Genomic DNA, 19027 nt, shown 5'->3' with positions numbered 1-19027 from the left:
GGCGGTAATTCCTGCCGACCGGGGGGAGGGTGGGCGGTAAAGAAAGACGCCCGCGCGGGTCTCCCCGGCGGGCGTCGATGGATGCGTTATGTTCTGGACGCGGCGAAGGACTACAGCACCTTCACCGGCACTTCCTTGAGGACCTGGTCGCCGCGCATCACCACGACGGTCCAGTTGCCGGGCTTGCTCAGCTTCACGCCGGTCCACTGCCGCGCGCGCCAGCCGTCGCCCTTCACCTTCACGTCCTTCGTCTCGCGCACGGTGTTGCCCTGCTTCACCTGCACCGTCAGGTCGTCGATGGAGTCGCCCTGGGGCACCAGGTAGCTCTGCCACAGCATCACGTTGGTGTTCGCCTTGACGCCCTCGGGGCCCACCTCGGCGGTGCACTCGAACTTGTTGGGGCCTTCCTTGGCCACCTCCGTGCAGAGCTTGGCCTCCACCAGCACGGGGCCCTGGCCCTGGCCCTTGTAGAAGAAGTTCCAGGTGTCGCGCACCGCGTCCGCGCTGGGGGCCTTCACGGACTCCGCCGCCGGCGCCGCCGCCTCCTGCGCTCCCGCGACCGACGCCACACCCAGCACCGCGCACAGCACGCTTCCGTTGAACACGCTCTTCATGTCTTGGGGTCCCCTCGTTGATGTTGAAGGCAGCCGGCCCACGTCCGGCCCCTTGGTGTGCTTGTCTACCATGAAACAACCCCGCCTATCCGAAGAGCAAGAAGCCCAGCGTCACCAGCGGCAGGTACGCGAGGAAGGCCACCAGGAGGAAGCCGAGGATGTCCTTGAACTCCAACCGCGCCACGGCCAGCAGCGGCAGCGCCCAGAAGGGCTGGATGAGGTCGGTGGCCATGTCCCCCCAGGCGTACGCCAGCACCACCTTCTCCGGCGCCACGCCCAGCCTCCCCGCCGCGTCCAGCAGGTAGGGCGCCTCGATGGCCCACTTGGAACCTCCAGAAGGCACGAAGTAGTTCACCACGCCGCTGTACAGGTACACGATGGCCGGGAACGTCTCCCGCGTGGACAGCGACACGAAGAGCTCCCCGATGCGGTCCGTGAGCCCCGTGGCCTTGAAGATGCCGTAGATGCCCGCGTACAGCGGGAACTGCAGCACGATGCCGTGCAGCACGCTCGCGGCCTCCTCGCTCGCCTTGAGCAGCCGGGCGGGCGTGCCGTGCAGCAGCACCGCCAGCGTGAGGAAGGTGAAGTTCACCACGTTGAGGTTGAGCGCCTTCCAGCCGCCGTTCAGCCACAGGTGCCGCGCGAACCACATCAGCCCCAGCACGCCGAAGAGGACGTTGAGCAGCCACGCGTGGTCCAGCCACTCCGCGGGGCTCAAGCGCCCTGGCGGCTTCGTGGGCGGGACGAAGTCCCCCAGCTTCTCCAGCACCGCGGGCTCCACGCGCACGGTGCGCTCCGGGGAGGGATGCAGCGCCCACGCCAGCGCCGTGAGCAGCGCCACCGCGGCCAGCGTGAGGCCCACGTTGAAGGGGGAGAACAGCGTCCGGTCAATGGGGATGACCCCCAGCTGCTTCTCCAGGAAGTGCCCCGGCGTGGCGACGAGCAGCGGGGCGGAGGCGGACAGGCCCGCGTGCCACGTGGCGCCCAGCCCGAAGTAGGCGCACGCCACCAGCAGCCGGTAGTCCACGTCCGGGCGCCTGCGCGCGATGAAGCGCACCAGCATGGCGCTGGCGACCAGCGACAGGCCCCAGTTGAAGTACGCGAGCGCCATGGACACCGCCGCCATCAGCGCGGTGGCGCTCCGGGGGCTCCGGGGCAGGCGGGCGACCTTTTCGAGCAGCCCCTTCACAGGCGCCGTGAGCGCGAGCAGATAACCAGTGAACATCACCAGGGCCATCTGCATGGAGAAGGTGAGCAGCTCCCAGAAGCCGCCGCCCCACGCGTCCAGCACCACCGGCGGCGCGGCCCCCACCCAGCCCAGGGCCAGCGCCATGGTGAGCAGGGTGAGCAGCACCGCGATGGCGAAGGCGCTGGGGACGAAGCGCGCGGAGAAGCGGCCCAGGCCTTCGGCGAACCGGACGAGGGTTTCCACGTTGAGGGCTCCAGGCGATCAAGGGGGCCCTGGTGCAAACTCCCAGGGCGACACCCCGGCTTTTACGGTATGAGCGGTCGCCATGTCCCCTAGCGAGCAGCACCCTCCCGTCTTCGAGCGCATCGCCACGGGCGTGCCCGGACTGGACCCCATCCTGGGCGGTGGCCTGGTGGCGTCGGGCGTCTACATCGTCGTGGGGGAACCCGGCGCGGGGAAGACCATCTTCGCCAACCAGCTCTGCTATTCGCAGGCCCAGCAGGGCACGCGCTGCCTGTACGTGACGCTGCTGGCGGAGTCGCACTCGCGCATGCTGGCGAACCTGCGCAGCATGGCGTTCTTCGACGCCGCCCAGCTTCCCCAGCGCATCTACTACGTCAGCGGCTTCCGCATGCTGGAGGAGCAGGGGCTGCCGGGCCTGCTGGAGCTCTTGCGCCGGGAGATGCGCAACCACGGCGCGGGCATCCTGGTGCTGGACGGCCTGGTGCAGGCGCAGGAGGCCGCGGGCAGCAGCCGCGACTTCAAGAAGTTCATCCACGAACTCCAGGTGTCCGCCGGCCTGTCGCGCTTCACCGCGCTCCTGCTCACGAGCAGCGTGGGCCCCACCGTGCACCCGGAGTACACGATGGTGGACGGCATCCTGGAGCTGCGCGAGCGCACGGCGGCCATGCGTTCGTGGCGCGAGCTCCAGGTGCGCAAGTTCCGGGGCAGCGCCAGCCTCAATGGCTCGCACCACTTCCGCATCTCCGAGGCTGGCCTGGAGGTGTTCCCCCGCCTGGAGTCCATGGCCAGCCGCGTGCAGCCGCCGGACTGGGGCACGCAGCGGGTGCGCTTCGGCGTGCCCACGCTGGACGCCATGATCCCGGAGGGCATCGCCGCGGCGTCCACCACGCTGGTGATGGGGCCGCCGGGCTGCGGCAAGACGCTGCTGGGCGCGAGCCACCTGGCGGAGGGCCTGCGCCTGGGCGAGCCCGGCCTGATGGTGAGCTTCTACGAGGGGCCGGACCGGCTGCTGCACAAGGCGGCCAACGTGGGGCTGTCGCTGGGCAACGCGGTGAAGGACGGCCGGCTGGTGCTCCAGTGGAACATGCCCGCCGAGTGCAACCTGGACCTGGTGGCGCACCACATGCTGGAGGACGTGCGCAAGCGTGGCGTGAAGCGCCTGTTCGTGGACGGCCTGAGCGCCATGGTGGAGACCACGCACGAGCCGGCGCGCATCAGCCCCTTCTTCGCCGCGCTGACGCAGGAGCTGAGACGGCACGGCGTGACGACCGTCTTCACGCTGGAGACTCCGCGCCTCTTCGGCCCGGACATGGACGTGCCCCTCGGCACGGGCCTGTCCGGCGTGGCGGAGAACCTGCTGTTCATGCGCCACCTGGAGCTCAATGGCCGCCTGCGGCGGCTGCTCTCCATCTTCAAGCTGCGCGACGCGGACTACGACCCGACGCTGCGCGAGTTCCTCATCACCTCCCAGGGAATCGAGATCCAGCCGCCCTTCCAGCCGTCGCCCGAGTTGCTGCTCACCGGCCTCGCCCGCTTTCCGGGCAACCACTCCTGACCCCCAGAGGACCCGTGGTTCCCGCGACCGAGACAGTGCTGGTGGTGGATGACGAGCAGGGCATCCTGGAGGCGCTCGCGGACCTCCTGAGGGAGGAGGGCTACCGCGTGCTCACGGCGTCCCATGGCCGCGAGGCCCTGGAGCGCATGGCGGAGGTGAAGCCGGACCTGGTGCTGACGGACTGGATGATGCCCGTGCTGGACGGCCCCGCGCTGATTGAACGCATCCTGCAGGACCCGTCGCTGCGCCACATCCCCGTGCTGGGCATGAGCGCCGTGGACGTCAACGGCCTCAAGCGCCTGCACCCGGCCATGGAGTTCCTCCAGAAGCCGTTCGACATCCGCGCCCTGATGAAGATGGTCCGCAAGTCCCTGGACGCGAACTCCCGCGTCCGGGGAGGGTGAGGCGCGCCACGCGCCGGGAGGGTCCACCATGTTCCACCTGCTGAAGCTGGGGCCGGTGCCCCTCTCCGTGGGCACCACCGGTGTCTACCTGCGCATCGGCGAGACGGGCGAGCCGTCCGCCCCCGTCTTCGAACAGACGGACGCCGCCGGCGTGCGCGCCCTCCTCGCCGGCCTGGAGCCGTCCCAGGTGTCCTGCGAGCCCGCGCTGGCGGACGCCGCCGCCGAGCTGGGCCTGGCCGTGGCGCCCCCGTCCCCCGCGGCGCTCTCCGCGCGGGCAGCCATCGCCACCTTCCTCGCGTGGGGGCAGATGGGCGTGTCCGGGCTGGGCAGCGACAAGGCCCTGCTCTTCGTCCAGGCCGCCACGGAGTTCTGGGACGCCCGGCCCTGGACGCACTGGGATGACAGCCAGGCCTTCGTCGTGGACGTGACGGGCGCGCACGAGCACACCTACGAGGGCTGCGTCTTCCACGGCGACGACGAAGGCCCGTCCGGCCTGGCCCTCTACCTGTCCCCCGGCGCGCTGGGGCGGCTGCTGGAGCTCCAGGTGCACGGCGCGGAAGCGGAGGCGAAGGCGCTGCCCGCCATCACCGTGTCGCTGGAGGCCCGCCCCGCCTACGCCGTGGAGGCGCTGTCCGCCGCCAACCGCCTGCCCCGGCTGCCCCTGCCCGTGAAGGCCGGGCCCCAGGGACTGGCGGTGCCCTCCAGCCTGGAGGCCCTCATCCTGGTGGCCGCCCTGCGCGCCGTGGCCCGCCTGTCCCCGACCCAGCCGGAGGCCCTGAGCAGCATGGTGGCCGGCGATGCCCGCATGGACGTCCGCGTCCGCGCCCCCGCCCCCCGTGTGCGCAACTAGGCGGAATCAGGCACCCCTTGCCGTGACGCATCCGGACCAGGCAGGGGACCGCTGGTGTGAAACTGTTAACAACCGCCATGAATAGAAAGGTTGATTCACAAAGTATCTGGGTCCATAGGTGGAGACGTGACTGACGCCGGCCTTTCTTCACGGGTCCAGCGCTTCATCACGACGCACATCGATTCCATCGAGAAGCTGGAGGTACTCCTCCTGCTTCGCGCCCGGACGGACCGGGCGTGGTCGGCGTCGGCGGTGGCCCTGGAGCTGCGCATCACCGAAGCCTCGGCGGCCCGCCGCATGGCGGAGCTGAAGACGGGAGGGCTGCTGCTCCAGGATGGGGTGGCGGACGCCTACCGGTTCAGCCCCGACCGGTCGGACGACGTGCAGGCAACGGCGGAACTGGCGAGCGCGTACGCGGCGCGCCGCGTGAGTGTGATTTCGTTCATCTTCTCACGCCCGATGGACCGGGTGCGGGGCTTCGCGGACGCGTTCGTGTTCAAGCAGGATAAGGACAAGGACGGACATGGCTGAGGCGGTCTACATCCTGTGCGCGTTGACGAGCGCGGCATGCGCGGTGCTGCTCCTGAGGGCCTGGCGGCGTACGCGGATGAAGCTGCTGCTCTATAGCGGCCTGTGCTTTTCGGTCCTCACGGTGAACAACGTGCTGCTCTTCGTGGACCTGGTGCTCATCCCGGCGGAGGACCTGTCGCTGGCGCGCACCCTCGCGTCGCTCGTGGGGGGCGGCGTGCTGCTCTTCGGCCTCATCTGGGATGTGTCCTGAGCATGTTGAAGACCCTGCTCGACGGCGCGGTGATGATGGCGTTCCTCGCGTGCGCCCTGTTCTTCCTGCACTTCTACCGTCAGTCGAAGGACCGGCTGTTCGCGCTGTTCTCGCTGGCCTTCACGCTGATGGGGCTGCACAACGTGCTGAGCACGGTGTTGGGGCCGGACCTGGACACCGAGCGCATCCACTACCTGTACGTCGTGCGCCTGGTGGCCTACCTGCTCATCCTGGGGGCCATCTGGGACAAGAACCGCGCGGGGCGTGTTTCGCGGTGAAATGCTGTTCCTCCTCCGTGAGGACTTCCGCATGACCTCGACTTCGCTTCCCCGCTTCACCCCGCGCCGCCCGTTGGGGCGCACGGGCTTCACCGCGACGGCGGTGGGCCTTGGCGACCTGGCGGACCGCACGGTGCCGCGCGAGGAGCTGGTCGCCACGCTCGTGCGCGCGCTGGACGCGGGGCTCAACGTCATCGACACCGCGCCCGGCTACGAGGACGGTTTGAGCGAGGAGGTCGTGGGGGAGGCGCTGCGCGGCCGTCGCGAGGGCGTGTTCGTCATCGACAAGGTGGACGTGCTGGACGCGCCGGTGGCGCCGCAGGTGGAGGACTCCCTGCGGCGGCTGGGCTTGCCGTCGGTGGACCTGTTCGCGCTGCACGCGGTGAAGTCGCTGGCGCAGTGGGAGGAACTGGCCCGGCCGGGCGGCGCGCTGGAGCAGCTGGAGGCGTGCGTGGCGAAGGGCCAGGCGCGCTTCAAGGGCATCTCCTGTCACCACCCGGACGCGCTGGTGGCGGCGCTGCGCTCCGGGCGGTGTGACGTGGTGATGTTCCCCCTGGGGCCGTTCGTGGACGCGCGCTACGTGGAAGAGGTGCTGCCCCTGGCGCGGGAGCACGGCGTGGGCGTGGTGTCCTTCAAGACGTTCGGCGCGGGCAAGCTGCTGGGGGACACGGAGGGCTACGGCCGGCCGCTCCAGGCGCGTCCGCGCGGCAAGGTGGGCTCCGGCGGCGAGGCGCCAGGCACGCCGGTGCTGCCGCACCTGTCGGTGGAGGAGTGCGTGCGGTACACGCTCACGTTGGAGCCGGACGTGATGTTGCTGGGGATGGGCTTCCCGAACGAACAGGACGCCGCGCTACAGGCGGCCGCGGCCTTCCGGCCCCTGGACGCGGCGGGGCTCCAGGCGGTGCGGGAGCGGGCGCACGTGGCCATCCAGGGCAAGGGCGCGGTGTGGTGGAACCCGCCTTCACCGGAAGTCACCGCGGGCTGAGCCGCCGGGCGCGGGCCACCGGGCACGATCGGGTTGCCTGGAGGACACTCCTCCTGGATCCACGGGTCATGGAGGCTTGTGTCCCGTGGGGGCCCGTCATTATCCGAGCGTCCCTTTGGTGAGGCGTCATCCCCATGGCGCCGTGACCCGCGCTCCATGCCCGAATCGCCCCTCGAGCCTTCGACCGAGCCTGCCGGTGAGTCACCGCCGCCGTCCGCTGTCCTGACGAACGACGCGGTCGTCACCCAGCCTGACGCCCTGACGGGTGCGGCCGTCACCGCCGCCCCCCTGGAGGTCGTGTCGCCCGAGTCCCTGGCCAGGGCCCGGGAGGCGTCGCGTGCCGCGGAGGAGGGCCGCTTCGCGTTCCTGGCCCGCGCGGGCGAGGCGCTGGCGTCGTCGCTGGATGAACCCACGGTGCTGCGCCAGCTGGCGGAGCTGGTGGTGCCGGGGCTCGCGGACTGGTGCACGGTGGATGTCGTCACGCCCTCGCGCACGGTGGTGCGCAGGGCGGCGGCGCACCGGGACCCCGCGCTCGTGCCCACCGTGTATGCCATCGCGGAGCGCTGGCCTCATCGGACGGAAGGCCCCGAAGGCGTGGCCCACGTGCTGGGCACCGGCCAGCCCCGCCTCATCTCGACCGTGCCCGAGCAGGCGTTCCAGGAGGCAGCGCGGGGGAAACCGAGCCTGGCGGAAGCGTGGCGCCTGGGCTGCCGCTCCGTGATGCTGGTGCCGCTGGAGGCGCGCGGGCGGGTGCTGGGATGTCTGTCATTGATGTCTGGCACCGCCGGCCGCTTCGGCGAGTCCGACCTGGAGCTGGCGCGCGAGCTGGCCCGCAGGGCGGCGCTGTCGCTGGACAACGCGCTGCTGTACGGCGAGGCCCGTCAGGCCCAGGCGCGCACGGCGCGGTTGCTGGCGGTGACGGCGGCCCTGTCCCGCGCGGCCTCCGAGGACGCGGTGGCGCAGGTGCTGGCGCGCGAGGTGTGGGAGGCGAGCGGCGCCACGCGCGTCGCGGTGCTGGCGCTGGAGGAGGACGGGCTGATGCGCCCGCTGCGGGTGCTGGGCTACTCCGAGGAAGCGCTGGCCGCGTTCACCCGGCCGCCGGACCGGCCCGCCTCCAGGGGGTTCCCGGAGATCCGGCGCGAAGCAGGGTGGTTCTCCACGCTGGAGGAGTTCATCTCCCGCTATCCGCGGGACGCGGAACTCGCGCGCCGCCAGGGGCCGGGGGCTCGCGCGGTGGTGCCGCTGTGGGGTGAGACGCGGGTGCGTGGCCTGCTGCTGCTCGCGTGGCCGGAGCCTCGCGTCTTCCCGGCCGCGGAGCGCGCGTTCCTGGAGGCGCTGGCGCACCAGTGCGCGCAGGCGCTGGAGCGGGCCGCGCTCTACGAAGCGCTGCGCGAGCGCTCGGAGCGGCTGCGGCAGGCGCTGGTGACCGGCGACATGGGCACCTGGCGGTTGGACCTGGTGCGCGGCCGGGAGCTGCGCGACGCGGCGCTCAACCACATGCTGGGCCTTCCGGCGGTGGACTCGGTGCTGTCGGTGGGCGACATGCTGGAGCGGCTGCATCCGGAGGACCGGCCGCACGTGGAGGCGGAGTTCCTCCGTCACCAGCGCGAGGCGCCGGGGTTCTTCGAGCTGGAGTTCCGCGTCATGCGCCGCGACGGCGCGCGCTGGATGCACAGCGTGGGGCAGTCCTTCGCCGGGCCGGACGGGAAGGTGACGGAGCTCACCGGCGCGATGGCGGACATCACCCGGCGCAAGGAGGCCGAGGAGCGTCTGCAATTGCTGCTGGACGCCAGCCGGGTGCTGGCGCTGCGCCTGGACGACGTGGAGGAGGCGCTGCCGCAGGTGGCGCGGCTGGTGGTGGACCACGTGGCCACCGGCTGCCTGGTGGACCTGGCCGCGCCGGACGGCACCCTGCGGCGGGTGACGGCGGCCCACCGCGTGGCCGGGCACGACGCGCGGCTGAAGGAGGCCCTGGGGGCAATGGGCCGGGGGCCCGCGCACCCGGCGCTCCAGTGCTTCCAGTCAGGGGAGGTCTGCTTCGTGTCGCGCCTGGACCTGCGGTACCGCGACGGCGTCTCCACGAGCGAAGCGCACCAGGCGCTGGTGGACAGCCTGGAGCCCACGTCGGTGCTGTCGGTGCCGCTGCGCGCGCGGGGCCGCACGCTGGGCGTCATCACGCTGTTCACCGCCGACCCCCAGCGTACGCTGGTGGCCGCGGACGTGACGATGGCGGAGGAGCTGGCGCTGCGCGTGAGCGTGACGCTGGAGAACGCGCGCCTGTTCCACGACGCCCAGTCCGCGGTGCGGCTGCGCGACGAGTTCCTCTCCGTGGCCAGCCACGAGCTGAAGACGCCGCTCACCAGCCTCATCCTCCAGCACAACCTCATTGGCCGGGCGCTGGAGAACGCGGGCACGCAAGGGCCCGTGACGGGGAAGCTCAACACCGCGCAGCGGCAGGTGCTCCGGCTGACGGCGCTGGTGGACAACCTGCTGGACGTGAGCCGGCTGTCATTGGGAAAGCTGGCGCTGGAGCGCGCGGAGGTGGACCTGGCGCAGCTGACGCGCGACGCGGTGGAGCGGCTGGAGGACGTGTTCACCCAGGCGCGCTGCCCGCTGAGGCTGGAGCTGCCGCGCACGCTGACGGGCCAGTGGGACGCGCTGCGCTTGGACCAGGTGCTGGTGAACCTGCTCACCAACGCGGCGAAGTACGGCGCGGGCCAGCCGGTGACGGTGCGCGCGGGCGTGGACGCGCGCGACGAGGTCTGGCTGGAGGTGCGCGACGAGGGCATCGGCATCGAAGCGGACGCGCTGCCGCGCCTCTTCGGCCGCTTCGAGCGCGCCGTGAGCGAGCGGCACTACGGCGGCCTGGGGCTGGGGCTCTACATCAGCCGTCAGATTGTCGAGGCGCTCGGCGGCCGCATCGACGTGGACAGCCAGCCGGGGCAGGGCGCCACCTTCACGCTGCGCCTGCCCCGGAACCTGGCCCTCAGTGCTGCGGCCCCTTGAGCGGGGGCCCTTCCTGTTCCAGCGCGCGGTACTCGTCGTCGGTGAACAGGCGTGAGCGGATGAGGAAGCGCACGCCTTCGGGGGCTTCGACGGAGAAGCCGCTGCCGCGACCGGGCACCACGTCCACGGTGAGGTGGGTGTGGCGCCAGAGCTGGAACTGCGGGCCGGACATGTAGAAGGGCGTGCGGACGATGTCGCCCAGGTACACGTCCTCCTGTCCCACGCGGAAGTCGCCGCGCGGAAAGCACATGGGCGCGCTGCCGTCGCAGCAGCCGCCGGACTGGTGGAAGAGGAGCGGGCCGTGAAGGTCCTGCATCTTGCGGAGCAGGGCCTCGGCGGCCGGCGTGACCTCGACGCGCGGCACGGACATGGCTGGGTCCTAGAAGAAGCCCATGGGCTTCGGGTCGTAGCTGACGAGCAGGTTCTTCGTCTGCTGGTAGTGATTGAGCATCATCTTGTGCGTCTCGCGGCCGATGCCGGACTGCTTGTAGCCGCCGAACGCCGCGTGCGCGGGGTACAGGTGGTAGCAGTTCACCCAGACGCGGCCCGCCTGGATGCCGCGGCCCATGCGGTACGCGGTGTTGTTGTCACGCGTCCACACGCCGGCGCCCAGGCCGTAGAGCGTGTCATTGGCCAGCGCGAGCGCGTCCTCGGCGTCCTTGAACTTCGTCACCGCGACGACGGGGCCGAAGATCTCCTCCTGGAAGACGCGCATCCTGTTGGTGCCCTCGAAGATGGTGGGCTCCACGTAGTAGCCCTCCGCCAGCGCGCCGGGCAGCGCCTTGCGCCCGCCGCCGGTGAGCACCTTCGCGCCCTCCTTCTTGCCGATGTCCAGGTAGCTGAGGATCTTCTCCAGCTGGTCGTTGGAGGCCTGCGCGCCAATCTGCGTGGAGGTGTCCAGCGGGTTGCCCTGCACGATGCGCTTCGTGCGCTCCACGGCCCTGGCCATGAACTCGTCGTAGAAGCGCTCGGCGACGAGCGAGCGCGAGGGGCAGGTGCAGACCTCGCCCTGGTTGAGGGCGAACATCGCGAAGCCCTCCAGCGCCTTCTGGGCGAAGTCGTCGTCCCTGGCGAAGACGTCCTCGAAGAAGATGTTGGGCGACTTGCCGCCCAGCTCCAGGGTGACGGGGATGATGTTCTCGGAGGCGTACTGCATGATGAGGCGGCCGGTGGTCGTCTCACCCGTGAAGGCAATCTTCGCGATGCGCTTGTTGCTGGCGAGCGGCTTGCCGGCCTCGATGCCGAAGCCGTTCACGATGTTGAGCACGCCGGGGGGAAGCAGGTCGCCCACCAGCTCCGCGAACTTGAGGATGGTGACGGGGGTCTGCTCCGCGGGCTTGAGCACGACGCAGTTGCCGGCGGCGAGCGCGGGGGCCAGCTTCCACGCGGCCATCAGCAGCGGGAAGTTCCACGGGATGATCTGCCCCACGACGCCGAGCGGTTCGGTGAAGTGGTAGGCGACGGTGTTGTCATCCAGCTGGCTGAGCGAGCCTTCCTGCGCGCGGATGCAGCCGGCGAAGTAGCGGAAGTGGTCGATGGCGAGCGGCAGGTCCGCGGCGAGCGTCTCGCGGACAGGCTTGCCGTTGTCCCACGTCTCGGAGACGGCGAGCATCTCCAGGTTCTGCTCCATGCGGTCGGCGATCTTCAGCAGGATGTTGGCGCGCTCGCCCGCGGCGGTGCGGCCCCACGCGTCCTTCGCCTTGTGCGCGGCGTCGAGCGCCTTCTCGATGTCCTCGGCGGTGGAGCGGGGAATCTCGCAGAAGGGGCGTCCGGTGACGGGGGAGATGTTCTCGAAGTACTGGCCCTTCACGGGCGGGACGAACTCACCGCCGATGTAGTTGCCGTAGCGGCTCTTGTACTCGACCTTGCTGCCCTTCTGACCCGGAGCTTCATAGACCTTCGACATGGGGGACTCCCTGCGTTGGTTTTGACGCACACGTGTGGGGGTTTGACGCGGAACAGACGATAGGCAGGTAACGCTCCGCGCTATGTGCAAAGGGTCGGATGTAAATGTTTGTTAATGGTTGGTCGCTGAGCCGGGTGGCGAAATGCCATACATGGCGTGCCGTGGGATGGTTTTGGCAGGCGCGCAAGCACTCGGGTGCGATGCGAGCGAGCGGCCAGTGTGCCCTTGCGGCCGCCGGTCATGTCTTCCACCTCAAGAAGGTGGGGGGCATGAGATGGAACTGTTTCGAGATCGCTTCGACGCCGGCCGTGCGTTGGGGCAGCGGCTTCGCGTCCTGCTTGGGGACAGCACGGATGTGTTGGTGCTGGCGCTGCCGCGCGGCGGTGTGCCGGTGGGGTTCGAGGTGGCGCGGATGCTGGGAGTGCCCCTGGACGTGTTCGTGGTGCGCAAGCTGGGCACGCCGGGGCATGAGGAGCTGGCCATGGGGGCCATCGCCACGGGCGGCGTCACGGTCCTCAACGAGGGCATCGTGCGCAGGCTGGGAATTCCCCAGGTGGCCATCGCGGCGGCCGTGGAGCGGGAGGCACGAGAGCTGGCGCGGCGGGAGCGGCTCTTCCGCGCCGGCAGGCCTCCGGCGCGCGTCTGGGGGCGGACGGTGATCCTGGTGGATGATGGGCTGGCCACGGGCTCCACCATGCGGGCGGCGCTCCGGGCGCTTCGCCAGCAGGAGCCCGCGCGGACTGTCGTGGGCGTTCCGGTGGGGGCGCCAGAGACGTGCGCGGCGTTCCGGGGCGAAGCGGACGCGGTCGTCTGCGTCCACACCCCGGCGCGGTTCTTCGCGGTGGGCCAGTGGTACGAGGACTTCACGCAGACCACCGACGACGAGGTGCGCGAGCTGTTGGCGCGCGCGGCGCACGGTGAGGCGACTGCCCTGGAGGCGCCATGACTGAGCACGCGGTGCGGTTGGAGGCGGAGCCCGGCGTGTGGCTGGAGGGGACCTTGGGGCTGCCGGAGGCGGTGTCGGGCGTGGTGCTGTTCGCGCACGGCAGCGGCAGCAGCCGCTTCAGTCCGCGCAACCGGTACGTCGCGGGAGTGCTCCAGCAGGCGGGGCTGGCGACGCTGCTCATGGACCTGCTCACGCCGGAGGAGGAGGAAGCCGAGCGGAGGACACGGCACCTGCGCTTCGACATCGAGCTGCTGGCGCGAAGGCTTCAGGGCGCGGCGCGGTGGTTGATGCAGGTGTCCGGGCTGGGAAGCCAGCCGCTCGGGCTGATGGGTTCGAGCACGGGAGCGGGGGCCGCGCTGGTGGCCGCCGCGCGAGCGCCCGAAGCCATCCATGCGGTGGTGTCCCGGGGCGGCCGGCCGGACCTGGCGGGCCCCCTGCTGTCAGCGGTGCGAGCACCGACGTTGCTCATCGTGGGTGGAGATGATGCGCCTGTGATTGAGCTCAACCGTCACGCATGGAAGGCGCTGCGAACGCGCAAGCAATTGGACATCGTCCCCGGAGCGAGCCATCTCTTCCCGGAGCCGGGGACGCTCGAACTGGCGGCAGGGATGGCGCGGGACTGGTTCCTCCAGCACCTCGTCACGGCATCAAAGGAAGCACAGCCGGAGGATGCGCCACCATGAGCCCGCGCCCCGACGGTGAACCTGGAACGCGGTCATGCAGTCACTTCTTGGCTCTCTGTCGCTCCCGCGCTTCCTTCTCCTGCTTCTTCCGCAGCTTCTGCCGGACTTCACCCTCGAACGCGAGCTGCTCCAGGAACGCGTTCAGTTCCTGTGGTGACAGGACCGGGCACTTCCAGTCCAGGTCCCGCATGCGCTGCAGGAACGCATCTGGAAGCGCGACGCCGTAGCGCAGGACGTAGTACGGAAGATCGGCCCGCCAGTGCCAGACGCCGTCGGTCTGCGCGTGGTGGGGCGCGATGTTCTTCTCGCCCGTGAACCGGTCACTGAGCGTCCCCGAGCTGACCGCGAAGACAACGCCCGTCGTGAGATAGCGCGCCACCTGACTGCGCTCCGCCTCCGGAAGCTTCCCCTTCGCTTCCACGAGGGAAGGTCCCTCGTCGGAGCCGGGCTCAAGCTCACGGAAGTTCCCTGCGGCTTGGAGGGGCATGCCTCCTCCCTATCAGGGTGAAGGCGGTGGCGCACCGCCATCGCCCGGCCTCGACGTAGGGTGTATCGATGACACTCGAGAGCAACGAACCCGCCTGGCCGTTCAGCAAACTGCTGGTGGGCGCCTTGCTCATCACGGCATGCGCTGAAGGACCAACGCCGAATCCCACGAGCACGGCCCGGATGTCCATGAGTGCCCTGCTCGAAGAGGTCTCGCGCCTCCACCACGCACGCCATCCCGCGACGCCCGCGCAGGTTGACGCCTTCGAGCAGCGCGTCGGATGGCGGTTGGACGCGGACCTCCGCGCCTTCTACCTGCACTGCGACGGCGCGGACCTGTTCGACCGGGCAGGCCCCGCGTTCTCCTTCCCTCCGTTGTCCGAACTCCGCCGCGCACGGGTCGTCATGAGCCAGGACGACACGGACAAGGCAGGCCCCGCGTCCTGGTACGCCATCTGCGAGGTCCGGGATGGGAACTTCATCCTGCTCGACGTGAGCCAGCAGCACGATGGCCGCTATCCCCTGCGCGATGGCTTCCGCGAAGGCTTCCCGAACCCAACGCAGTGCCCCCAGATCTCCAGTTCCTTCTCCGAGTTCCTGGAGGGCGCGCTCCGCTCCAACGGGCGCTGGTTCTGGCTGAAGAAGCTGATGCAGGAAGAGCGCTGACCGGGGCCCCCGGGGCCGCGTCCCCACTGCACGCAGCCGCGTTCCGTCAGAAGCCCGGAAACCCCCGCCATCCACGCAGGACCGTTCATCCCAGCCCCATTTGTCGCCGTTCCAACAACATGCGGATCCGCATGTCCCTCACGGCGACGCAGCGTCTTCCCAGCACCCGCAGGGAGAGTCGCAATCACGGCTTTCTTCGAGAGTGGGCGGGATGTTTTCCAGCGGGGATGTTCATGTCGCTGCGCACTGGAAACCCGTACGGCGTGCTGTCATCTTCAAGGGACTTTCGCGGTGCGGCAGGAATGTTGGCGGTAGTGGGCGGAAGTGACCCAAGGTCTTGCGGACCGAACGTATTGGGATGTGCAGGACGGAAAACGTTTCCGTCCCGGGGCTGTAAAAACTCCCCGAAACCAAGGGGTGTCTGCCGATGAGCTGGGACCCAGGACGCATCCGAGTGTCGCAAAAGCGAAGCGGATCAACCGGTTGGCGCACCCGTCCGCGCGAACCGGAAAACCCCGGCTCCTGGCACACCGCTCGCATCGGCCGCTGACGCTGTCCTTACCCCCGCATCGCCTTCCCAGGTTCCGGTCCCTCGTGCTCGCCCAGTCGCCTCTCCTCTGCTCCTGCGGTCAGCTCCACTCGAACGCGGAGGCGTGTCCCACGCTGATGCGCGGGCTCGACCTCAACGGCGGGACGATGCTGTACGCCGGCACGCCGCCGCCGGGACCGGCCTTTGCGCAGCCCGTCACGCCCACGCCCATGTCGTCTCCCACGCCCGTGGTGCCCTCCCTCGTGGGCCAGGAGTTCGGCCGCTTCCGCGTCGTGCGCGAGCTGGGGCGCGGCGGCATGGGCACCGTGTTCCTCGCGGAGCACACGCTCATCCAGAAGCGCGTGGCCATCAAGGTGCTCCACGCGCACCTGGCCCAGGCCCCGGAGCTCGTCGCGCGCTTCCTCTCCGAGGCCCGCACGCTCACCCTGGTGCAGCACGAGAACGTCGTCACCCTCTACGACCTGGACTCGCGCGACGGGCGCCCGTACCTCGTCATGGAGTACCTGGAGGGGGACAGCCTGGCCTCCTTCGCCCGCGGCCCCATGGCCCCGGCGCTGGTGGTGGACCTGATGACGCAGGTGTGTGACGCCCTGGGCGCCGCGCACGCGCACGGCATCGTCCACCGCGACCTGAAGCCCGCCAACGTCTTCCTCGTCCCCAGCCCCAGCGGCAAGCAGCGCGTGAAGCTGCTCGACTTCGGCATCGCCAAGCTGCTGTCCCGCCCCGCCGGGGAGATGACCACGGAAGTGGGCGTCCTCCTGGGCACGCCGGAGTTCATGGCCCCGGAGCAGTGCGGCGACGGCATCGTGGACGCGCGCAGCGACCTGTACGCGGCCGGCGTGCTCGCGTACCTGCTGCTCACCGGTCAGGTGCCCTTCTATGGCCGCACCGCCGCCGAAATCCTGGTGGGCCACCTGCAGAAGGAGCCCGTCCCGCCGCACGAGCTGAACCCCGCCGTGCCGGAGGCCCTGTCGCGGGTGCTCCTGCGCGCGCTGGCCAAGCGCCCCGAACACCGCTTCGCCTCCGCCGCGGAGCTGCGCACGGCCCTGGAGGCCTCGCTCGCGCCGCCGCCCGCGCCCACCGCGCCGCCGCTCACCGCGCTCCTGCGCGGCAAGGGCACGCAGGCCCCCGTGGAGCTCAAGGGCGAGTGGGTGGGCCGCTCCGGTCTCTTCTTCCAGCTGGCGACGCCGCCTCCCGAGCTGCTGTCGGACGTAGCGCTGGTGCTCCGGCTGCCCGGCGGCGAACTGCCCTGCACCGCGCAGGTGGTGCGCCACGTCACCGCCGAGCAGGCCCAGGCGTGGAACATGTCCCCGGGCTTTGGCGTGCAGCTGCGCGACTCCAGCCCCGCCTTCCAGGCCCAGCTGGCCCAGCTTCGCAGCGGCACGCGCGCGGCGCCCACGGCCACCACCGCCGCCATCCCCACGCCCGAGGACGCGCAGGCGGAGGCCGTCCTCCAGGGCTTCCGTCGGCGGCTCGCCGGGGACCCGTACGCTGTGCTGGAATTGCCGCGCGACGCCACGCTGGAGGCGGTGCGCACCGCGGCCCAGCGCGCTCGCGGGGCGCTGGAGCTGCTCAAGGCCCGCCCGCTGTCGGAGAACCAGAGGGCCCAGGTGGACCGCGCGCTGGAGCGCGTGGCCGGGGCGCTCCACACGCTGGGGCACGTGGAGCGGCGGGTGGAGTACGACGCCACGCTGGGCAACGTGGAGGGCATCGAGCGGTGCCTCGCCGCGGGCCTCACCGCCACCATGCTGGAGCAGTGCCGCCGCCGCTTCCTCGCGGGCAACACCGGCCGCGAGGGCCGCGCCGCCGTGCACCGGCTGTCCGGTGACGCGCTGGCGTCCGTGGGCCGGCTGGAGGAGGCGCTCGCCGCCTACGAGCTGGCCGTCCGCGCGGACCCCCTGGACCTGGAGGGGCTCAAGCGCTGGCGCTTCCTCCGCGCCCGGGTGCGCGGCTCGGCCGCCCCCCGGTAGGGGAGCCGGGCTCGCATCCATCCGGGGGTCGTCTTGCGTATGGGAGAGGAGTCCCCGTTAACTCCTCCTCTCCCATGGCTTCCGAACCCGACGACAAGCTGCCGCCCCAGGGGCGCTTCAACCGCCTGCGCAAGCTGGCGGGCCTCTCCATGCACGTGGGCACGGAGGTGCTCAAGGCGGGCGCCAAACAGCTCTCCGGGAGCAGCCCCACGGACCTGCTCAGCCTGGGCACCGCGGAGAAGCTGGTGGCCACGCTGGGGGAGATGAAGGGCGCGGCCATGAAGCTGGGCCAGGCGCTCTCCATGGACCCGGACCTGCTCACGCCGGAGGTGCGGCAGATGCTGGCCCGGCTGCAGAACCAGGCCCCGGCCATGTCCTACGCGCAGGTGTCGCGCGTCATCCAGCAGGAGCTGGGCGGGCCGCCGGAGGCGCTGTTCAAGGAGTTCTCCCCGGACGCGCTCGCCGCCGCGTCGCTGGGCCAGGTGCACCGCGCGGTGCTGCACGACGGCCGCAAGGTCGCGGTGAAGGTGCAGTACCCCGGCATCGACGCGTCCATGGGCCACGACATGGACAACCTGGGCCTCGTCGTGAAGACGGTGTCCAAGACGTCGCGGATGATGGACGGCACCGCCTACTTCCAGGAGTTCCGCGACGAACTCATGCTGGAGCTGGACTACCGCCGCGAGGCGAAGCTGGCCCAGGGCTTCGCCAAGAGCGTGGCGCGGCTGCCGGACCTGTACGTGCCGCGGGTGATTGAAGAGCGCAGCTCCCACCGCGTGCTCACGCTGGAGCTGTTGGAAGGCCAGACGCTCAAGGACTGGGTGACGACGTCGCCGGACAACGCCGCGCGCTTCCGCGTCGCGCGCCAGCTCATCCGCGCCACCTACGGGCCGTTCCTGGACGCGGGCGAAATCCACGCCGACCCGCACCCCGGCAACTTCATGGTGATGCCGGACGGGCGCATGGGCCTGTTGGACTTCGGCTCCATCAAGCGCTTCACCCCCGGCTTCGTCACGGCCAACCGCCGCATGTTCCAGCAGGCGCTGCGGCTGGAGACGCTGGACGTGCTGGGGCTGTGCCGCGAGGTGGGCTTCTCCGTGGAGCTGCCGGAGGCGGAAGCCGAGGTGCTCTTGCGCGAGGTGCTCCACATCGCCGGGCGGCCCATGCGCAGCGCGCCGTATGACTACGGCACCTGCGACATCAACCGCGACATGCGCAACCACTTCACGAAGAACGCCGCGCGCATCATGCGCATCCGTCCGCCCCCGGAGGCGATGATGTTCTTCCGCGCCACCGGCGGGCTGGCGCAGAACCTGCGCCTCCTGGGCGCCGCCGGCGACTTCCGCCAGGTGTTCCTGGAGGTCGGCGCGCTCGTGGGCGAGTGAACCCCGCCCCGCGGGCACGGGGCAAGGGCGGTGCGTCAGGTGCCCGAGGCGATGCGCGGGCGCTTGTGCAGCCGCTCCAGCTTGCGCGCCAGGTCCGCGCCCTGCGTGCTCTTGGAGAGGTAGCCGTCCGCGCCCGCCGCCAGCGCCAGCGCGCGCAGCTTCGACTCGTCGGAGGCGGAGTAGAGGACGAAGCGCGTGTGCTCCGGCGCCTGCTGCCGGGCCAGCGCCAGCACCTTGTCGCCGCTCAGCGCGGGGATGTTCACGTCCAGGAGCACCAGGTCCGGCGCCGTGGTGCGCACCAGGTTGGAGACCCCCAGGGACGAGCGGTGGGTGCGCACCTCGAAGTTGTACGAGGTCAACGAGCGCTCCGTCAGCGCGAGCTGGTCCGGGTCATCGTCCACGATGAGGACGCGAATCTTTGGCTCCGACATGGTGGCTCCCCCTGGAACCGACAGTTGGGTGCCCCGGCCGGCACGATGCCGCCCCAAGGATGACAGTGACCCGGGCACGTCCCGAGTATGACCCACCCC

At 70.6% G+C, this 19027-nt stretch carries 19 protein-coding genes; 13 read left to right on the top strand and 6 right to left on the bottom strand.

From position 1 onward, the window contains the following. Window positions 1-110: 110 nt before the first annotated feature. Window positions 111-614, bottom strand: a complete 504-nt coding sequence (locus D7W79_RS21140; RefSeq protein WP_120527194.1) for a hypothetical protein — start codon at window positions 612-614, stop codon at window positions 111-113. A gap of 85 nt (window positions 615-699) precedes the next feature. Further along, window positions 700-2046, bottom strand: coding sequence for a short-chain fatty acid transporter (locus D7W79_RS21135; RefSeq protein WP_120527193.1), 1347 nt, complete (start codon window positions 2044-2046; stop codon window positions 700-702). Between the two features lie 82 nt (window positions 2047-2128). Here D7W79_RS21135 and D7W79_RS21130 point away from each other — a divergent pair, with 82 nt between their 5' ends. From D7W79_RS21130 to D7W79_RS21095, 8 genes are all read left to right on the top strand, one after another. Next, window positions 2129-3601, top strand: a complete 1473-nt coding sequence (locus D7W79_RS21130; protein WP_120527192.1) for an ATPase domain-containing protein — start codon at window positions 2129-2131, stop codon at window positions 3599-3601. Window positions 3602-3615: 14 nt separating this feature from the next. Beyond that, window positions 3616-4005 carry a response regulator gene (locus D7W79_RS21125; protein WP_120527191.1) on the top strand — a complete coding sequence of 130 codons (390 nt, stop codon included), beginning with the start codon at window positions 3616-3618 and terminating at the stop codon, window positions 4003-4005. Between the two features lie 28 nt (window positions 4006-4033). After that, on the top strand, window positions 4034-4855 hold the full coding sequence (locus D7W79_RS21120) for a hypothetical protein (RefSeq protein WP_120527190.1): 822 nt from the start codon (window positions 4034-4036) through the stop codon (window positions 4853-4855). Between the two features lie 126 nt (window positions 4856-4981). Next, window positions 4982-5386, top strand: a complete 405-nt coding sequence (locus D7W79_RS21115; RefSeq protein ID WP_120527189.1) for a hypothetical protein — start codon at window positions 4982-4984, stop codon at window positions 5384-5386. Beyond that, the gene (locus tag D7W79_RS21110) at window positions 5379-5636 is read left to right on the top strand and encodes a DUF5985 family protein (protein WP_120527188.1); all 258 of its coding nucleotides are present in this window, start codon (window positions 5379-5381) and stop codon (window positions 5634-5636) included. The genes D7W79_RS21115 and D7W79_RS21110 overlap by 8 nt, the downstream gene beginning before the upstream one ends. Before the next feature lie 2 nt (window positions 5637-5638). Next, window positions 5639-5914, top strand: a complete 276-nt coding sequence (locus tag D7W79_RS21105) for a DUF5985 family protein (protein ID WP_120527187.1) — start codon at window positions 5639-5641, stop codon at window positions 5912-5914. Between the two features lie 31 nt (window positions 5915-5945). Continuing rightward, window positions 5946-6899, top strand: a complete 954-nt coding sequence (locus tag D7W79_RS21100) for an aldo/keto reductase (protein ID WP_120527195.1) — start codon at window positions 5946-5948, stop codon at window positions 6897-6899. 156 nt (window positions 6900-7055) lie between these two features. After that, entirely contained in the window at window positions 7056-9905 is a 2850-nt protein-coding gene (locus tag D7W79_RS21095) for a GAF domain-containing protein (protein ID WP_120527186.1), read from the top strand. On the opposite strand, the gene D7W79_RS21090 is transcribed toward D7W79_RS21095, so the two are convergent. Both D7W79_RS21090 and adh read right to left on the bottom strand, forming a co-directional pair. After that, complete coding sequence (locus D7W79_RS21090; RefSeq protein ID WP_120527185.1) at window positions 9886-10275, bottom strand: DUF779 domain-containing protein; 390 nt, start codon at window positions 10273-10275, stop codon at window positions 9886-9888. The two genes, D7W79_RS21095 and D7W79_RS21090, sit on opposite strands and share 20 nt — an antisense overlap. A gap of 9 nt (window positions 10276-10284) precedes the next feature. After that, the gene (gene adh / locus D7W79_RS21085) at window positions 10285-11811 is read right to left on the bottom strand and encodes an aldehyde dehydrogenase (RefSeq protein WP_120527184.1); all 1527 of its coding nucleotides are present in this window, start codon (window positions 11809-11811) and stop codon (window positions 10285-10287) included. A 274-nt stretch (window positions 11812-12085) separates the two neighbouring features. On the opposite strand from adh, the gene D7W79_RS21080 reads away from it, so the two are divergent. Together D7W79_RS21080 and D7W79_RS21075 are read left to right on the top strand one after the other, a co-directional pair. After that, complete coding sequence (locus D7W79_RS21080) at window positions 12086-12757, top strand: phosphoribosyltransferase (RefSeq protein WP_120527183.1); 672 nt, start codon at window positions 12086-12088, stop codon at window positions 12755-12757. Then, window positions 12754-13440 (top strand): dienelactone hydrolase family protein, encoded by a 687-nt coding sequence (locus D7W79_RS21075; protein WP_120527182.1) that lies wholly within the window; start codon window positions 12754-12756, stop codon window positions 13438-13440. Before D7W79_RS21080 ends, D7W79_RS21075 begins: the two co-directional genes overlap by 4 nt. Before the next feature lie 40 nt (window positions 13441-13480). On the opposite strand, the gene D7W79_RS21070 is transcribed toward D7W79_RS21075, so the two are convergent. Next, window positions 13481-13927, bottom strand: a complete 447-nt coding sequence (locus tag D7W79_RS21070) for a hypothetical protein (RefSeq protein WP_120527181.1) — start codon at window positions 13925-13927, stop codon at window positions 13481-13483. Window positions 13928-14109: 182 nt separating this feature from the next. Here D7W79_RS21070 and D7W79_RS21065 point away from each other — a divergent pair, with 182 nt between their 5' ends. From D7W79_RS21065 to D7W79_RS21055, 3 genes are all read left to right on the top strand, one after another. Beyond that, window positions 14110-14592 carry an SMI1/KNR4 family protein gene (locus D7W79_RS21065; protein WP_120527180.1) on the top strand — a complete coding sequence of 161 codons (483 nt, stop codon included), beginning with the start codon at window positions 14110-14112 and terminating at the stop codon, window positions 14590-14592. 594 nt (window positions 14593-15186) lie between these two features. Next, a complete protein-coding gene (locus D7W79_RS21060) occupies window positions 15187-17112 on the top strand; it encodes a serine/threonine-protein kinase (protein WP_120527179.1) in 1926 nt (641 codons plus the stop codon). Window positions 17113-17186: 74 nt separating this feature from the next. Further along, on the top strand, window positions 17187-18497 hold the full coding sequence (locus D7W79_RS21055; protein WP_120527178.1) for an ABC1 kinase family protein: 1311 nt from the start codon (window positions 17187-17189) through the stop codon (window positions 18495-18497). 35 nt (window positions 18498-18532) lie between these two features. Here D7W79_RS21055 and D7W79_RS21050 read toward each other — a convergent pair whose 3' ends face one another. Continuing rightward, a complete protein-coding gene (locus D7W79_RS21050; RefSeq protein WP_120527177.1) occupies window positions 18533-18928 on the bottom strand; it encodes a response regulator in 396 nt (131 codons plus the stop codon). Between the last annotated feature and the right edge of the window lie 99 nt (window positions 18929-19027).

The sequence above is a fragment of the Corallococcus exercitus genome (assembly GCF_003611585.1).
GTDB classification, from domain to species: Bacteria; Myxococcota; Myxococcia; order Myxococcales; family Myxococcaceae; genus Corallococcus; species Corallococcus exercitus.
This window is presented reverse-complemented; position numbering and strand designations above follow the sequence as displayed.

Excerpts from the sequence above, each read along its gene's own strand:
- D7W79_RS21100 (WP_120527195.1), top strand. The coding sequence starts at position 5,946 with ATGACCTCGACTTCGCTTCCCCGCTTCACCCCGCGCCGCCCGTTGGGG.
- D7W79_RS21065 (WP_120527180.1), top strand. The coding sequence starts at position 14,110 with ATGTCCATGAGTGCCCTGCTCGAAGAGGTCTCGCGCCTCCACCACGCA.
- D7W79_RS21075 (WP_120527182.1), top strand. The coding sequence starts at position 12,754 with ATGACTGAGCACGCGGTGCGGTTGGAGGCGGAGCCCGGCGTGTGGCTG.
- D7W79_RS21050 (WP_120527177.1), bottom strand. The coding sequence starts at position 18,928 with ATGTCGGAGCCAAAGATTCGCGTCCTCATCGTGGACGATGACCCGGAC.
- D7W79_RS21130 (WP_120527192.1), top strand. The coding sequence starts at position 2,129 with ATGTCCCCTAGCGAGCAGCACCCTCCCGTCTTCGAGCGCATCGCCACG.
- D7W79_RS21110 (WP_120527188.1), top strand. The coding sequence starts at position 5,379 with ATGGCTGAGGCGGTCTACATCCTGTGCGCGTTGACGAGCGCGGCATGC.
- D7W79_RS21055 (WP_120527178.1), top strand. The coding sequence starts at position 17,187 with ATGGCTTCCGAACCCGACGACAAGCTGCCGCCCCAGGGGCGCTTCAAC.
- D7W79_RS21140 (WP_120527194.1), bottom strand. The coding sequence starts at position 614 with ATGAAGAGCGTGTTCAACGGAAGCGTGCTGTGCGCGGTGCTGGGTGTG.
- D7W79_RS21090 (WP_120527185.1), bottom strand. The coding sequence starts at position 10,275 with ATGTCCGTGCCGCGCGTCGAGGTCACGCCGGCCGCCGAGGCCCTGCTC.
- adh (WP_120527184.1), bottom strand. The coding sequence starts at position 11,811 with ATGTCGAAGGTCTATGAAGCTCCGGGTCAGAAGGGCAGCAAGGTCGAG.
- D7W79_RS21105 (WP_120527187.1), top strand. The coding sequence starts at position 5,639 with ATGTTGAAGACCCTGCTCGACGGCGCGGTGATGATGGCGTTCCTCGCG.
- D7W79_RS21120 (WP_120527190.1), top strand. The coding sequence starts at position 4,034 with ATGTTCCACCTGCTGAAGCTGGGGCCGGTGCCCCTCTCCGTGGGCACC.
- D7W79_RS21095 (WP_120527186.1), top strand. The coding sequence starts at position 7,056 with ATGCCCGAATCGCCCCTCGAGCCTTCGACCGAGCCTGCCGGTGAGTCA.
- D7W79_RS21070 (WP_120527181.1), bottom strand. The coding sequence starts at position 13,927 with ATGCCCCTCCAAGCCGCAGGGAACTTCCGTGAGCTTGAGCCCGGCTCC.
- D7W79_RS21080 (WP_120527183.1), top strand. The coding sequence starts at position 12,086 with ATGGAACTGTTTCGAGATCGCTTCGACGCCGGCCGTGCGTTGGGGCAG.